The sequence below is a fragment of the Streptomyces sp. NPDC033136 genome (genome assembly GCF_055578235.1).
Genome location: NZ_JBVIPD010000029.1, coordinates 1 through 12,776 on the forward strand (window position 1 = coordinate 1; position 12,776 = coordinate 12,776).

At 72.2% G+C, this 12,776-nt stretch carries 9 protein-coding genes and 1 pseudogene; 5 read left to right on the forward strand and 5 right to left on the reverse strand.

What is annotated here, in order from left to right; all coding sequences use genetic code 11:
* Positions 1-204 precede the first annotated feature (204 nt).
* The 3 genes from ACZ5TL_RS34990 to ACZ5TL_RS35000 are packed head-to-tail and all read right to left on the reverse strand — an operon-like array spanning position 205 to position 1,721.
* Positions 205-657, reverse strand: coding sequence for an iron chaperone (locus ACZ5TL_RS34990; protein ID WP_468594815.1), 453 nt, complete (start codon positions 655-657; stop codon positions 205-207).
* Positions 658-704: 47 nt separating this feature from the next.
* Positions 705-1,316 carry a glyoxalase gene (locus tag ACZ5TL_RS34995; RefSeq protein WP_468594816.1) on the reverse strand — a complete coding sequence of 204 codons (612 nt, stop codon included), beginning with the start codon at positions 1,314-1,316 and terminating at the stop codon, positions 705-707.
* A 48-nt stretch (positions 1,317-1,364) separates the two neighbouring features.
* Positions 1,365-1,721 (reverse strand): VOC family protein, encoded by a 357-nt coding sequence (locus ACZ5TL_RS35000; RefSeq protein ID WP_468594817.1) that lies wholly within the window; start codon positions 1,719-1,721, stop codon positions 1,365-1,367.
* Positions 1,722-1,902: 181 nt separating this feature from the next.
* On the opposite strand from ACZ5TL_RS35000, the gene ACZ5TL_RS35005 reads away from it, so the two are divergent.
* Positions 1,903-4,731 carry a LuxR C-terminal-related transcriptional regulator gene (locus ACZ5TL_RS35005; protein WP_468594870.1) on the forward strand — a complete coding sequence of 943 codons (2,829 nt, stop codon included), beginning with the start codon at positions 1,903-1,905 and terminating at the stop codon, positions 4,729-4,731.
* A 393-nt stretch (positions 4,732-5,124) separates the two neighbouring features.
* Here the strand turns inward: ACZ5TL_RS35005 and ACZ5TL_RS35010 are convergent.
* A pseudogene (locus tag ACZ5TL_RS35010) lies at positions 5,125-6,276 on the reverse strand (IS1634 family transposase); the annotation flags it as partial.
* Positions 6,277-6,286: 10 nt separating this feature from the next.
* Here ACZ5TL_RS35010 and ACZ5TL_RS35015 point away from each other — a divergent pair.
* The 3 genes from ACZ5TL_RS35015 (at position 6,287) to ACZ5TL_RS35025 (ending at position 10,854) form a co-directional block, all read left to right on the forward strand.
* The gene (locus ACZ5TL_RS35015) at positions 6,287-8,746 is read left to right on the forward strand and encodes an AMP-binding protein (RefSeq protein ID WP_468594871.1); all 2,460 of its coding nucleotides are present in this window, start codon (positions 6,287-6,289) and stop codon (positions 8,744-8,746) included.
* Between the two features lie 186 nt (positions 8,747-8,932).
* Entirely contained in the window at positions 8,933-9,583 is a 651-nt protein-coding gene (locus ACZ5TL_RS35020; RefSeq protein ID WP_468594818.1) for a hypothetical protein, read from the forward strand.
* Positions 9,580-10,854 (forward strand): MFS transporter, encoded by a 1,275-nt coding sequence (locus ACZ5TL_RS35025; protein WP_468594819.1) that lies wholly within the window; start codon positions 9,580-9,582, stop codon positions 10,852-10,854. The genes ACZ5TL_RS35020 and ACZ5TL_RS35025 overlap by 4 nt, the downstream gene beginning before the upstream one ends.
* 239 nt (positions 10,855-11,093) lie before the next feature.
* On the opposite strand, the gene ACZ5TL_RS35030 is transcribed toward ACZ5TL_RS35025, so the two are convergent.
* Complete coding sequence (locus tag ACZ5TL_RS35030; RefSeq protein ID WP_468594820.1) at positions 11,094-11,840, reverse strand: GbsR/MarR family transcriptional regulator; 747 nt, start codon at positions 11,838-11,840, stop codon at positions 11,094-11,096.
* 228 nt (positions 11,841-12,068) lie between these two features.
* Between ACZ5TL_RS35030 and ACZ5TL_RS35035 the strand changes: the two genes are divergently transcribed.
* Positions 12,069-12,758, forward strand: a complete 690-nt coding sequence (locus ACZ5TL_RS35035) for a DUF4097 family beta strand repeat-containing protein (RefSeq protein WP_468594821.1) — start codon at positions 12,069-12,071, stop codon at positions 12,756-12,758.
* Positions 12,759-12,776: the final 18 nt, after the last annotated feature.

Sequence of the window (12,776 nt, forward strand, 5' to 3'; positions counted from 1 at the left end):
TACTCATGTTGCTCTTGCTACTCACTACCTGTGACTGCTTCCTCCGGGACCATCCGTCCCAGTATCAAGCTGTCCGGCTGGCAGGGGGAGCCTCACCCTGACCTGCGGGGCCGGGTGATTCGCGGGTGAGGCTTTCCAGGGTTTGGAAGATCACTTCCCGCAGGCTGCCCGTCCACGGTCAACTGCCGTGCCGTAGGGCGAGACCTAGCTCGACGCCTGCTTCACCAGCGCGGCGATCCGCTCCTCAACCTCTGGCGTCACCTCGGTCAGGGCGAAGGCTGTCGGCCACATCGGGCCGTCGTCCAGCTGCGCCGGATCGTTGAACCCGAGCGTGGCGTAGCGGGCCTTGAACTTGGCCGCGCTCTGGAAGAAGCAGACGACCTTGCCGTCCAGCGCGTAGGCAGGCATCCCGTACCAGGTCTTGGGTGTGAGGTTCGGGGCGTTGGCGGTGACGATGTGGTGGACGCGCTCGGCGAGGACCCGGTCCTCGTCGGGCATCTGGGCGATCTTGTCGAGCAGGTCCTTGAGCGCCAGCGCCGCTTTGTCCGCGCGTGAGCTTCGACGCGCGGCCTTCTTCTCTTCCTGGGCGTGCTCCTTCATCGCGGCCCGCTCGTCGGTGGTGAATCCCTCGTAACCGCTGTTGGTCCTGCTGCTCATCTGTCGGTCTCCCTCAGGTGTGTGTGGGTGTGCTGGGTTTTGGCGGGTCAGGCGGCTGCGGTCTCCCAGGTGAAGCCGTCCAGGTCGGTGAAGGTCTCGGCGGCGCCGCCGAGCACGATCCGGTGCGATCCGTCGCCCTCCTTGGTCACACCGCTGTCCTTGGCGAGGGCGTGCCGGGGGTAGAGGGCCAGCGTGATGTGGGACGACGGGGTGTCGAACTCGACGTACTTGCCGCCGAAGCTCTTGGCCACGGCCAGGCCGCGGTCGACGTAGAAGCGCTTGCTCGCCTTGACGTCGTCCACGCCGAGCAGCAGGGCGAGTTGCTCGATCTCCCGGACGGCCGGGCCGGAATTCTTCTTCTTCGAGGAGGCGATCTTGCAGATCGTTCCGTCCGGGGCCTGGACGACGCCGCCGTAGCCCCAGAAGCTCTTGGCCGCGGGCTTCAGCGTGGTCGCCCCGGCCTCGACCGCGGCGACCATGAACGCGTCGACGTCGGCGGGCTGGGATGTCACGAGCGACAGGGCGAAGCCGCGGAAGCCTGTGGTCGGCTCCTGCGAGGCACGGACATTCACGTGCTGGCTCACGCCGAACGCCTGATAGAAGGCGGCTGCGGCCGTGGGGTCGGAAACTTCCAGGGTGACGGTCTCGAACGCGGTCATGATGGGTTCCTTTCGTGTGGGAGTGCGCCGGCTGGGAGGCGTGGGGGTTCAGTGGTCCTGGATCAGGCCCAGGACGTTGCCGTCGGGGTCGGTGACGGTGGCGACCACCCGGCCGGCGCCGACTTCGTGCGCGGCCTCCTTCACCACGGCGCCAGCGGCGGTGAGGTCGGCGAGCTTCGCCTCGATGTCCGGCACGTGCCAGTAGGCCACCGGCGAGGTCATGCCCTGCGGCCCGCCGTCCGGCACCAGGCCAATGTGCTGGCCGCCGGTGTCGAAGCCGACGTAGTAGGGGGTGTCGGTCTGCGGTGGGCCACCGAGGAGGGCGGCGTAGACCCCCTTGGCCTTCGCCAGGTCGGACACGGGGTGCAGCACGGTCCTGATGCTCTGGTGGGAAACGTCGCTCATCGTCACTCCTGGGGCCGGTGCCTGTCGTCGAAGTGCTCTCAGCTTCGCTCTCCTGCTGGTAGGACCACATCCGTGGTGACCACGGAGCCGACCACGGAACGCGGCACGGAGCCGGTAGTCTGCCGGTCTCCAAGGGGTACGCAGGGGGCGTACCGCAGGGCGGGGGGCAGCGGTGACGACGATGGTGGACACGGAGATCTCGCCTCGGGAGGCCGATGTCCTGGAGCTGATCGGCGAGCACCTCAGCAATGCCGAGATCGGGGCGCGTCTGTTCATCTCCGTGCGGACGGTGGAGAGCCATGTCTCCTCGATGCTGCGGAAGTTGGACGTGCCGGATCGGCGGGCGCTCGCCGCACGGGCCGCGGCCAAGCCGGTCGCGGCCGGGGGGATGGCCGGGGCCGGGCACGCCATGCCGGTCCTGCCGGCGCCGTTGACCTCGTTCGTCGGCCGGGTCGGCGAGTTGGACGAGCTGACCGAGCTGATCAGGACCTCGCGGCAGGTGACCGCGGTCGGCCCCGGCGGGGTGGGTAAGACCCGGCTCGCGCTATCGGTGGCGGCGGATGCGGCCGGGACGTACACCGACGGCGTGTGGTTCGTCGACCTCGTCCCGGTCACCGGCCCGGAACTGGTCGCGCCCGCGGTCGCCGGTGCGCTCGGTCTCGGCGAGCAGCCCGGTCAGGACCTGACCGAGTCACTGATCTCCGCGCTGGCCGACCGGCACGCCCTGCTGGTCCTGGACAACTGTGAGCAGGTCCGGGACGGGGTGGCGCTGTTCCTGGAGCGGTTGCTGGCAGCGTGCCCGCGGCTGGCGGTGCTGGCGACCAGCCGGGCACGGCTGATGGTGCCGTTCGAGCGGGTGTACCAGGTGCCGCCGCTGTCACTGACCGCCGGCGGCGAGTCGGACGCGGTCGCGCTGTTCATGGAACGGGCGGCGGCAGTCGGCCGGCCGCTGGACCCTGCGCAGCGGGCCCAGGCAGCCGTGATCTGCGACCGGCTGGACGGGATGGCGCTGGCGATCGAACTGGCCGCCGCCCGGTACCCGACCCTCGGCCTTGACGGCCTCACCGCCGCCCTGTCCCACCCGCTGCGGATGCTGACCGGCGGCTCCCGCGCCGAGGACCGGCACCGCTCGGTGCGGGCCGCGCTGGACTGGAGCCACGCCCTGCTGGAACCGGCCGACAGTGCGCTGCTGCGCCATGTGTCGGTGTTCGTGGCGCCGTTCACTGTCCCGGCAGCGGCGGAGGTGGCCGGGGTGGACGAGGGAATCGTCGCCGACGGGCTGGCCCGGCTCGCCGAACAGAGCCTGCTGGTGGTGACGGCCACTCCCGGCGGGACCGGCTACCGGGCGCTGGAGACCATCCGGCAGTACGGAGCCGAGCGGCTCGCTGAGGCCGGTGGGTCCGCCGAGACGCGGTCCCGGCATCTGCGCTGGTGCCTGGCCAGGGCCGCCGGGCTCGCGGCGGTGGGCCCGGACTGGCGGGCCGACTTCGACGCGGTCGCCGATGACCTGCGCGCCGCCTTGGCGTGGGCGGCCGGCCAGGCGGAGCACCGCGCGGGCGCGCACCGCCTCGCCCGTTCGCTGGCGGAGATGGCCTTCACCCGTCACCTGGTCGGCGAGTCGCAGGCCCGCTTCGAACAGGCCGCCATGCTCGCCGAAGACCCGACCGCCACAGCGTCGATGCTCCGGCAGGCAGCCGCGGTGGCCGGGTGCCGGATGCGCGGCGAGGACATGTACCGCCTGCATCGCCAGGCCGCACAAGCCGCCCGCCGCACAGGTGACACAGCGGGTGCCGCCGTGGACCTGGCGACGGTCGCGACGACGGCGTTCCGGTTCTCCAGCAAGTTCGTCCGCACCCCACCCCGCGAGGAGACCACCGCCCTGATTGCCGAGGCCCGCGACCTGGCCGGGGAATCCCAGGCCGGCCAGGCGGCAGTGGCCCTGGCCGAGGCCGGAATGGCCCTGTTCGACGCCTTCGACAGCGCCCAGAGCGGTGCCGAAGTTCCACGCGGCGCCGCGCTCACGGAGACGATGGCGCGAGCCGAGCGGGCGATGGAGCTCGCACGGCGGACCAATGATCCGCTCGTCGAATCCGCCGCTCTGGACACCTTCGCCGCCGTCCAGAGCTGGGCCGGGGATACGTTCGGCGCGGCCGAGACGGTCCGGCGCCGGGTGACGCTACTGGCCGCCGTTCCGAACACCCCGGCCGGCACCCACGAACTGCTCGACGCCCTCGCCGAGGCCGGCGAGGCGGCGCTCGGCACCGGCGATCTACCCGGTGCACGCCGGTGGGCCCAGCAGCTGGCGGATCATCCGCTGCTGGCAGAGGTCGGGCACCGTGCGACGAGTCTGCTGCTGGTGGCCGACACACTGGCGGGCAATGTCGAGGACGTACTCACCAACAGTGTCCGGTTCCTGGACGCCTGGCGGCGCGGTGGCGGTCGGGACACCCCGGTTCTCGGCGCTGCCGCGGCCGGGGTCACGATGCTCCACGGCCTCCGCCAGGACGACGAGGCCCGACGCGAATGGCAGGAGATCCTGAGCTGGCCCGGGGCCTCATCGGAGCACGCCCACGGCTACGCCGCGGTCTTCGACGCGATCCGCCTGCTCCACAACGGCCAGGCCGCGCAGGCGCTGGAGCGGATGGCGCCCGAGCCCGCCGAGGTCTGGCGCTGGATCACGTGGACCTGGCTCCACTGGTACGTAGCTCTACGTGCCGAGGCCGCCGTCCTCGCCGAAACCCCCGGGGCACGCGATCGGCTCGCCGACGCGCGGACCGTCGTGAGCGGCAACCCGGTCGCCACCGCCATAGTGGAACGAGCCGAGGCCCTGCTCGACAAGGACCACGAGCGCGTGCTCCTCACGGCGCAGGCGTTCGAGGCTGCCGGTTGCCGCTACCAGTCCGCCCGAAGCCTGATACTCGCCGGCGGCGAGCACACCGCCCACGGCGCGGTCGCGGTCGCCGGCCTTGGCCTGGCGCCTATGTCCGAGCCGACGGACCGAACATGGTGAGCGATCGTTTGGGCTCCGTAGCGGCGGCGAAATCGACCGGGGCACCGCTTACACCATCAGGTAAGAGCAGGTTGAGGGGTCCCGCCGGTGATGTTGCTGGGTTGAACGCTAAGGGATGGCCATGAGCATGGGGCAGCTCGTGCCCACGATCCGGAGTGTCGTCAAACGACCGTCTGCCGACACTCAGACCCGTGATGACAAACCCACAGGTGGGCACTGTCGGCAGCTCGCGCCGGAAATCAACGTCGGTGAACCGTCCCGCCGATACCCGAGTTCGACAGTTGGCGGGCACACAGCAGGGCTGAATCTGTGGGTTGACCTGCGGCGATGGGCATGAGGAGGCTCCGGGGTCGTGTGCCCACGGCTCCGGAGTGCGTTTTCCCAGGTCAGCGGCTATTCGGGGGGCTTGAGGCCGCTCATCTTTGGCGGGAGCGGGATGCCGCAGTCCTTGAAGAGTTTGGTCTGGGTGTCGGTGAGCCGGGTGGTCTGCTGGAGACTGCCGGCGGGGCCGGTGAGGGTGACCTGGTGGATCCGGCCGAGCTCGGCGGCGATCTTGGGCCAGATCTGCTCGGTGCGGCGCTCGGCGACGCGGATCAGCAGCAGGGCGAGCCAGCACAGCAGCACGTGGGCGCGTATCCGCTCGTCGAGGCGGTGGTAGACAGGCCGCAGGTCCAGCGTCGACTTCATCGTGCGGAAGGCACGTTCGGCTTCCAGCAAGTTCTTGTAGCCGAGCGCGATGTTCTCGGCGGACAGATCCGGGTCGCTGGTGGCCAGCAGGTACTTGCCGTCCAGGCGGGCCTCGGCGGTGACCTTGGCGGCGTCGATGGACAGCCGCCCGGTGGTGGGGTGCTGCTTGAGCCAGCGGCCCAGCGCCGGATGGTCGCGCAGCGCGCACTCGGCCTTGCGGTGCGGCGCGTCGGATGGTGCCGCGGGGCGCTTGCCGGTCTTGGCGGCCTTGGCGGCCTTGGCCTTCGCCTTCTTCGCGTCCGCCTCCCGTGCTGCCTTGATGCGTGCCAACTCGGCTCGGACCGCCACGAGTTGGTCTTCCCGGCGGGCGGCGTCGCGTTCGGCTTCGGCTGGGTTGTGGCAGATGATGAAGCGCCTGCCCTCGTCGCCGTCGAGGCGGACCTCCTTGACGCGCAGGTTGTCGCGCACTTCCTGGTAGCGGCCCTGGCGGGCCAGGGCCTGTTCGGCTCGGTGGGAGCCTTCGCGCATCTTGATGCCGGTGATGTAGTGGCCGCCGGCCCGGCGCAGGTATGCCTGGTTGGCTTCGGAGGAGAAGCCGGTGTCGCAGACGGTGATCACCCGGCCGAGCCGCCAGTCGCGCAGGCCGTCCTTGACCTCGGTGATCACAGTCTGGTCGTTGGTGCCGCCGGGCCAGGTCCAGCAGCGGACCGGGATGCCCTCGCGGGTGACGGCCAGCCCGATGACGATCTGCGGCAGGTCCTTGCGGTGGTCCTTCGAATGCCCGTACTGGCGCAGGCTGGTGCCCTCGCCGGCGGGGTCGTCGGCTTCGTCGCGCTCGAAGTAGGTGGAGGTGGTGTCGACCGACTACGTGCGGCTGACGCCGGGCGACGTGGTGGCGCAGGCCGCCAATCCCGCCTTCGACGCGGTCACCTTCGAGATCTGGTCGACGCTGGCCGCCGGTGCCCGGCTGGTCGGGCTGACGAAGGACACCGTGGTCGATCCGGCCCGCTTCGAGGGCGCGGTCGCCGAGCACGGCCTTTCGGTGATCTTCCTGACGACCGCGTTGTTCAACCTGATCGCGCGGGAGCGCCCGGCCGCGTTCGCCCCGCTGCGCACGGTGCTCTTCGGCGGCGAGGCGTGTGATCCGCGGCGGGTGCGGGAGGTGTTCCGGGCGGGTCCGCCCGAGCGGCTGCTGCACGTGTACGGGCCGACCGAGACGACGACGTTCGCGACCTGGCACGAGGTCGCGGAACCGGCCGAGGGCGACCGTACGATCCCCATCGGCCGTCTCATCGGCGCGACCGTCGCCGTCGTGGTCGGCGAGGACGGTGTCCCGGTCGCTCCCGGCGGCACGGGTGAGCTGCTGCTCGGCGGGCCGGGGCTGGCCACCGGGTACCTGGACCGGCCGGAGCTGACCGCGCAGCGGTTCGTGCGGGACGAGTTCACCGGCGGTGAGGGCCGGCTGTACCGGACCGGTGATCTGGTGGTGCTGCGCGAGGACGGCGCGATCGAGTTCACGGGGCGGGTCGACGACCAGGTCAAGCTGCGCGGTTTCCGCATCGAGCTCGGCGAGATCGAGTCGGTGCTGACCGCCCACCCCGCCGTGTCCGCGGCCACGGTGTCCGTGCACACGGCCGCGGACGGCGACCGCCGCCTGGTCGCCCATGTCGTACCGGCCGCGCAGCCCGCGGCGGCGGAGGGTGAGCAGATCACCGAGTGGAAGGAGATCTACGAGGCGCTCTACGACGACGCCGGGGCCGCCGAGTTCGGCGCCAACTTCGCGGGTTGGAACAGCAGTTACGACGCGCAGCCGATCCCGTTGGAGCAGATGCGGGAGTGGCAGGCGGCGACGCTGGAGCGCATCCGTGAGCTGGGGCAGCGGCGTGTCCTGGAGATCGGGGTGGGCACCGGGCTGCTGATGGCGCACCTGGCCCGGGCCGAGGAGTGCGAGGAGTACTGGGCCACCGATTTCTCGCCGTCCGTCGTCGCGGCGCTGCGCGCCCAGACGCAGGGCGACGCGGTGCTGCGGGAGAAGGTGCGGCTGAGCTGCCAGGGCGCGGACGACACCGGCGGGCTGCCCGTGGGGTACTTCGACACGATCGTCGTCAACTCGGTCGTCCAGTACTTCCCGGGCCTGTCCTATCTGCGGACCGTGATCGAGCGGGCGCTGCCGCTGCTGGCGCCGGGGGGCTCGCTGCTCCTGGGCGACCTGCGCAACCTCGACCTGGCGCGCTGCTTCCAGACCGGCGTGGAGCTGGCCCAGCCGGGCGCGGACACCGAGGACCGCGAGGCGGTGCGCCGCGGCGTCGACCGGCGGGTGGCGGGCGAGACCGAACTGCTGCTGTCGCCCGCGCTGTTCGCTGCCCTTGCCCGGGAGCTGCCCGGGGTGCGTACGGTCGATGTACGGGTCAAGCTGGGCGTCCACCACAACGAGCTGACCCGTTTCCGGTACGAGGCCGTCCTGTCCACCGCGGCACCCGTCGCCGATCTCACCGACGCGCCCGTGGTGACCTGGGGCGAGGTGCCCGCCGCGCTGGAGACGCTGCTGCGGCCGCTGGCCCGCACCTGGGCGGCGGAGCCGGGGCGGCTGCCCGGAACGGGGTCCGTGCTGCTGGCCGGGACCTACGCGCAGTTGCACGGGGACGAGGTGCAGCAGGTCGTGGCGGACGCGTATGCCGCGGGGCGGCCGCTGTTCCTGCTGACCGGTCGTGACGTGCACAGTCTGAGCTGGGTGGTGGCCAAGCAGTACGCCCGGGTGGTGCCGGGCGCGGCGGTGGGGGTCGTCTCCGAGCTGGACGCGGCCGAGCCGGTGCCGGGCGCGGACGTGTGGTGCGGCGCCGACGACGTGCGCCGCCTCGACATCAAGGAGGTGGCCCTCGGCCGGGTGTGGCGGCGGGTGCTCTTCCACGGCAACGGCAAGGACGACCAGCTCAACCTGGGCCAGTTCACGCTGTGCGGGGCGAGTCCGGTCGCGGCCCTGCCCGGTGCCGCCGGCCCCAAGTGCGCCTACGGGCTGGGCTGCACCAAGCCGATGGACAAGCTGATCCCGGCGCGCGGCATCCGCGCCGCCGAACTGGTCCTCGCCAACTGCTTCAGCGGCGCGCTGGCCGGGCACGCCATGTACGACCCGAAGTACCTGATCCTGCTGGACGCGCTCGACGGTCCCGCGCAGACCGTCGTCGCCACGCTCACCGCGTGCGACGGGCAGCGCCCCGAGAACCTGGCGTGGCTGACGTCGGCGGCCGCCGCGGGCAGCGCGGCCGGCGCCGTCAACGACGTGCTGCGCGACATCAACCCCTATCCGTCGTTCGCCCAGTTCGGCCTGTAGTCCTCGGGCCTGGAGGAGGAGGCGGCGGAGGCGGGAACGCAGCCGTCCACGGCGGAGCCGGTCCCGGCTCCCGAGCCGCACACGCTCGGTGCGCGGCTGGCGGGTCTGCTCGACAGCGGGCTGCTCGGGCCGGACTACCCGCTGCGGCCCCGGCTGCGGGCCCTGGCGGACACGCTGCTGCACGACGTGGTGCGCACGGTGGCGCTGGCACCGCCGGACGCGCGGCGGTCACTGGCGGCGATCGCCAAGGAGACCACCTCCCTGGATCTGGCGCTCGCCCACCGCTTCGCCAAGCACCACGACGATCCGGTGCTGCGGTTCCCCACCTACTTCGGTGAACGCAGCGTCGCCGACGCGCCGGTTGCCCTGGACTCCTCGTGCGCCTGCGGCCGGCCGCTCACCGCGTACCGGCGCCGCGGCCGGGTCCCCGTGATCACCGACACCGTCCAGGTGGTGTGCGCACGCTGCGGCGATGTCGCCAACTCCCTCGCCGGCGCGGCCGGGCTGACCGTGAAGGCGCCGGCCGAGACCGCCGTCGGCAGTGCCCTGCACGTGGTGGTGGAGGCGCGGGCGCGACGGGCGGGGACGGTGAACCTGGGTATCGTGCTGCCGCTGTACCTCGACGCGCGGGTCGGCCCCGTGCTGCGCCGCGTCGAGGCCACGCGCCCCGGCGAGCGGGTGCACGCGGAGTTCACCGTCGCCATCGCCCCCGGGGCGACCCCCCAGGCGTACTACTTCTGCCCGTACGCCGTTCAGGACCTGGGCATCTCGGTGTCCCGGGTGCACTTCACCCTGCGGCCCCCGGGCCCGGACGAGAGGGAGCGGCCGGCACCATGACGGACACCGACGCGCACGGCACGGCCGGCGCACAGACGTGGGCACCGCTGCGCCACCGCTCCTTCCGGCGGCTGGCAGGGGGGCGTCTGCTGGTGTACTTCGCCAACGCGATGGCGCCGGTGGCGCTGGCCTTCGCGGTGCTCGACGCGACGGGTTCGCTGACCGATCTGGGGATCGTCGTCGGTGCGCGTTCGCTGGCCAACGTGGCGCTGCTGCTGGTGGGCGGGGTGGTCGCGGACCGGGTGCGGCGCACGGTGGTGCTGCAGGGTTCGGCGCTCGCGGCGGCGGGTGTGCAGGGCGCGATCGCGGTGAGCGTGCTGCTGGAGGCGGTGTCGATCCCGCTGCTGGTGCTGCTCAGCGTCCTCAACGGGGCGCTGGCCGCGCTGTCGTTGCCGGCGTCGGCGGCGCTCACCCCGCAGACCGTGCCCGCGTCCCTGATCCGCCCGGCCAACGCGCTGATGCGCATGGGCACCAACCTCGGCGCGATCGCGGGCTCGTCCCTCGCCGGGATCGTCGCCGCCGTGTTCGGGCCCGGATGGGGGCTCGCCGGGAACGCGGTGGCGTTCTGCGGGGCGGCGGTGTGCTTCCTCGGGGTGACGGCGGCGCCGGTGGCCGCGACCGGGGAGCGGACCCGGCCGCTGCGCGAACTGCGGGAAGGATGGCGGGAGTTCACCGCCCGCAGCTGGGTGTGGATCGTGGTGGTGCAGTTCGCGGTGGTCAACGCCGTGGTGGCGGGGGGCATCCATGTGCTGGGGCCGGTCGTCGCCGACGACACGTTCGGACGCGGGGTGTGGGGCGTGGTGCTGGCGGCGCAGATGGCGGGGGCGGTGGCCGGCGGTGTCCTCGCCGCGCGGTCGCGGGCCCGGCGCGCGCTGCTGATCGGGGTGGCGATGGTGGCGGTGGAGTCGCTGCCGCTGGTGGTCCTCGCCCAGGCGCCTGGGGTGCTGCTGCTGGGGGTGGCGATGTTCCTGAACGGGGTCGCCCTGGAGCAGTTCGGGGTGGCCTGGGACGTGTCGCTGCAGCAGAACATCCCGCCGGACAAGCTGGCCCGCGTGTACTCGTACGACGCGCTGGGGTCGTTCGCCGCGCTGCCGCTGGGCGAGATGGCCGCCGGTCCGCTCGCCGCGCACTTCGGGGTGCGGGGCACCCTGCTGGGCGGCGCGGCGCTGGTGGTGTGCGCGACGGCGGCGGCGCTGTGCAGCGGTCAGGTGCGTGCGCTGACGACCGTGGCACCGGCGCGGGAGCCGAAGCCGGTGCCGGCGGCGGGGTGACCCTGCCGGGGCCGCCCCGCCGTCCGGCCGGCTCCTGGGTGCCCGGCAGGCAGCGTGTGCCCGTCGAGGAGCGGGTCCGGGCGGACGGCGGGACTTTGCGGAACGGCCCAGCGGGCTCCCGGGCTCCCGGGCCGCGGGCCGCGGGCCGCGGCGAACCGCGCGTCGATTCTGTTCCAGCGTGAACGGCCGAGTGGGGCTGGGCCCCGGGTGGGGGCCGCCGGGGCCGGTCGCGGCGGCGGTCAGGGCCGGGCGGCGGTGCCGTCCGGGGCCGTTTCGGGTTTGGTGTGCAGGACCTCGCGGGCCTGTTCCGCGGCGCGAATGGTGCTCTCCTGGACGAAGTCGAGGAAGCGGGCGGCGTTCTCCAGGCGGGTGGCGGCCGGGGTGCCGGGGCCGAGGACGCCGACGCCCTGCCGGGAGACCTCGACGACCTGGGTGAGGGACCGGGCGCTGGCGATCATCGCCTGGTACCAGACGTCGTCGTCGACGGCATAGCGCTCGCGGCGGCGTTCGTCGCGCGCCCGGCGGACCATGCCCTGGCTCTCCAGAAACGTGACCGCTTTGGAGATGGACGCCGGGCTGACCTGGAGGCGCTGGACGAGTTCGGATGCGGTGAGGCTGCCCTCGTCGGTGGTGTAGAGGCAGACCAGCACCCTGGACATCATCTTGGGCATGCCCGAGGCCATGAAGACGGTGGTGAGGGTCTCCTCGTACTCGCGCACGGCCTCGGCGTCGCGTCCGTGGGGCTGCTGGGGCGTCCGCTGTCCGCCCCGGGGCGCGGCCTGCCGGCGGCGGTGGGCGCGGCGTTCGGTGGCGCGGTGTGCCAGGTCGGCACGGTAGGCGGTGGGGCCGCCGTTGCGCATCACCTCGCGCGTGATGGTGGAGGTCGGGCGGTCGAGGCGCCTGGCGATCTCCGCGTAGGGGAGGCCGTCGGCCAGTCCCAGCGCGATCTGCTGGCGTTCCTGCTGGGTGAGTCTGCCTCCCGGCATCGCGATCTCCTTCGTGGTCCGTGATGCGGGCCAGCATAGCGTTCACCCCCACTCCATTGCAACGAGTCGACGTGCGGAATGTTGCGTTAATTTTGGATCCAGTGCAACGATTTCTCGGCTCTGAGCTGCGTTTTTAGGCATTGAGCGCAACGAGTTCGTTGCTAGATCTGTGAATGCAACGTAGCGTTTCTGTCATCGGAAACAACAAGCCGAGTCTAGGAGCCCGCGATGCAGAAGACCCAGAGCACGACGCGCACGTTCGACGCCCACGCCCCCATCGCTGCCGTCGTGGACGTCTCGGCGGGGCGCATCCGGTTCATCGCCGCCGACCGGGCCGACACCACCGTCGAGGTGCTGCCCGCCGACCCCGCCAAGAGCCGGGACGTGAAGGCGGCCGAGCAGACCACGGTCGACTGTCGCGACGGTGTCCTGCGGATCGAGACCCCGGTGAAGAACCAGTACTTCGGCCCCTCCGGCGCCGTCGAGGTCACCGTCCAGCTCCCCGCCGGCTCCCGCGTCGAGGCCAAGGCCGCCAGCGCCGAACTGCGCGGCGTGGGGCGGCTCGGCGACGTGACCTTCGAGGGCGCGCAGGGCACGGTCAAGCTCGACGAGACCGCGAGCGTCCGTCTGGCCGTCCAAGCCGGTGACATCACCGTGGGCCGCCTGAACGGCTCCGCCGAGATCAGCACGCGCAAGGGCGACCTGAACGTCGCCGAGGCCGTGCGCGGCACGGTCACCCTGCGCGCCGAGCACGGCGACATCACCGTCGGCACCGCCCGTGGGACCTCCGCCACCCTCGACGCCGGCACCAGCTACGGCCGGATCCACAACTCCCTCACCAACGCCGACGGCCCCGCGGCCGGCCTGACCATCCACGCGACCACCTCCTACGGCGACATCACCGCCCGCAGCCTGTAAAACACCCCGCCAGCACCC